This is a genomic window from Phytoactinopolyspora endophytica (genome assembly GCF_004138495.1).
In the GTDB taxonomy this organism is placed as follows: Bacteria; Actinomycetota; Actinomycetes; order Jiangellales; family Jiangellaceae; genus Phytoactinopolyspora; species Phytoactinopolyspora endophytica.
Map to the genome: position 1 here is coordinate 350,215 of NZ_ML142852.1, position 2,331 is coordinate 352,545.

Consider the following 2,331-nt stretch of genomic DNA (forward strand, 5'->3'; position numbering starts at 1 on the left):
CAGCGTGACCCGCAGCGTACGCACGGGCCATGAAGCCCCGTCGATCTGAGCGGCCTCGTCGAGCTCCCGCGACACGTTCTGGAGTGCCGCGAGCAAGATGAGCGTGTACAGCGCGCATCCCTTCCACACGGTCACGATCATCAGGCTGAACAGGGCCAGGTCCGAGTCGTTGAGGAACGGCACCGGTGACGTCGTGATGCGAAGCCCCTGCAGGATCTGGTTGGCGAGGCCGTCGGAGCTCAGCACGTACTGGAACATCAGTGCGACCACGGCCATCGGCATGACCATGGGCGAGAACAGGATCGGCCGTACCAGGCTCGCTCCCCGCACGGAAGTATTGACCAGCACGGCGATCGCCAGCGAGACGACGGTGATCACCGGCACCGTGATCGCCATGTAGAGGAACGTGCGGCCCACCGCCGCCCAGAAGGCGCCGTCGGCGGCGAGCGTGGCGAAGTTGTCGACGCCGGTGAACGTCCCGCCGCCTACCGTGCTCGCGTCGGTGAACGCAAGGACGAAGGTGTTGACCAGCGGCAGGAAGAGGAACACTCCCTGCACCGCGAGAGTCGGAATGATGAAGACCAGCGGTACGAACCATCGATGCTGGCGGATGCTCCGCCGCCGGCCCACCGCAGGCGCACTGCTCTTCGCCTTGGTGGCTGGAGGCGCCAACGTCATTGGTCGCGGTCTTCCAGCATCGCCGTCAGCTCGGCCTCAGCGTCGGCCAACGCGTCTTCCGGACTGGTCTCGCCGAGGATCGCGGTCTGCGCGTGCGACCAGAGAACGGTGGAGAACTCGGAGTCGACGGCGGCCGGCTTCGCGAGGGTCTTATCCTCCAGCAGGCTCGCACCGGCGATGGCCCGGGCCTGCGTCGCGAGATCGGTCGGCTCCGCCGTGAAGAACGGGTCCTCTAGAGAGGCCGCGGTGCTCGGGAAGATGCTCGACTGCTTGGCGAAGTCGAGCTGGCTCTCCGGCGACGTGAGGAACTCGGCGAAGGCCATCGCCGTCGCCTGATTCTCCGAGGTCCCTGGCACCGCGATCCCATGCGCCACGATCCAGCTGGTCTCCGATGTGGCACCCAGTGGCTTCTCGATCGCCACCGACGGGATCAGGTCGGGTGCGTTCTCCTCGATGATCTGCACGCGCGAGGGTCCGGACTCCAGGTATGCCGTGGAGCCCTCCTGGAACGTCTCGATCTCGCTGCGCTGCTGAGCGGTGACGGTGTCGGCCGGGATGCCGCCGGACGCATACAGGTCCGCGAGCCGTTGCAGGAACGCGACCGCTTCCGGGGTATCGAGGACGGCCACGGTCGCGTCCTCGTTGACCAGGGGCACACCCATCGTGAGCAAAGCGTGCGGGAGCCCGACGGCGGTGGGTTGGAAGCCTGCCTCGCCGGTCTCCTCCGCGATCGTCTCAGATTGCTCGAAGAGCTCCTCGTATCCGGAGGGCGCCGGCTCGTCGCCCAGTCCCGCTTCCTCAAGGAGCTCTGTGTTCGCATACAGCACCGGCGTGTTGAGGTACCAGGGCAGCGCGGCCACCGTCGTCGACCCGAAGTTGAACGAGGCCCATGCCGACGCCACGAAGTCCTCTTCGAGCTCAGGAACGATCTCGGCCATATCGAGGACCCGGCCGTCCCGGCCGAGAGGCGCCAGGGTGGCTGTGTCGAGATCCATGACGTCCGGCAGGGTCCCAGCGACCGAGTCGGCGTTGACCTTGCGGGCGGCCGCATCGCTCGGGATGTCGGTCCATTCCACCGTCGTACCTGGGTTGGCCTCCTCGAACTCGTCGATGACGCCGTTGATGTAGTCGTCGAACGTCGGTGACAACTGCATCGTCTGGAACTGGATCGTTCCCTCGATCTCACCGCCGGTGTCGGCTTCCGTCTCGGACTCCGAGCTCAGCCCGCAGCTGGTGAGAATGACAGCTCCGGTCACGACGAGGACGCTTGGAACGGTTCGTTGGCGTAGAACGGTCATGGTTCACTCCCTGCGAGACGCCCCGCCGGCTACGGCGAGGACAGAGCGAGCTAGTCGGGCGTGGGCTTCGACAACGTTGATGCCGGATTGATGGAAAGGTAGTGCAAACGTTTGATAATGTCCAGAGGCATGGCAACCGACTTGAGTCATGTGAACCCTTCCGAACCGCTTTCCGCGGCTGGCGAGAAGTGGGTCGACGGTTGGCTCGGCAGACTCACGCTGGAGCAGAAGGCAGCGCAGTGCCTCGTCGTGCTCCCCCGCGCACGCGCGAACGGCAACCCTGACGAGGCGACCGCGGCCGCGGTCGCCGGCGGCCTCGGCACGCTGCACAGCATCACTGATCTCACAGCGTCCA

3 protein-coding genes are annotated in these 2,331 nt (G+C 65.9%); 1 reads left to right on the plus strand and 2 read right to left on the minus strand.

Features of this window, described 5'->3' with window-relative positions; translation table 11 throughout:
• On the minus strand, positions 1–678 hold a 678-nt coding region (locus tag ELR45_RS34910; RefSeq protein WP_165367646.1), incomplete at its 3' end, for a carbohydrate ABC transporter permease.
• On the minus strand, positions 675–1,976 hold the full coding sequence (locus ELR45_RS10035) for an ABC transporter substrate-binding protein (RefSeq protein ID WP_129665573.1): 1,302 nt from the start codon (positions 1,974–1,976) through the stop codon (positions 675–677). The genes ELR45_RS34910 and ELR45_RS10035, both read right to left, overlap by 4 nt.
• A gap of 129 nt (positions 1,977–2,105) precedes the next feature.
• Here ELR45_RS10035 and ELR45_RS34915 point away from each other — a divergent pair.
• The coding region (locus ELR45_RS34915) for a hypothetical protein (RefSeq protein ID WP_165367647.1) at positions 2,106–2,331 on the plus strand (226 nt) is incomplete at its 3' end.

Bases quoted from the DNA above. Each gene is read 5' to 3' on its own strand.
- ELR45_RS10035 (WP_129665573.1), bottom strand. From the start codon at position 1,976: ATGACCGTTCTACGCCAACGAACCGTTCCAAGCGTCCTCGTCGTGACC.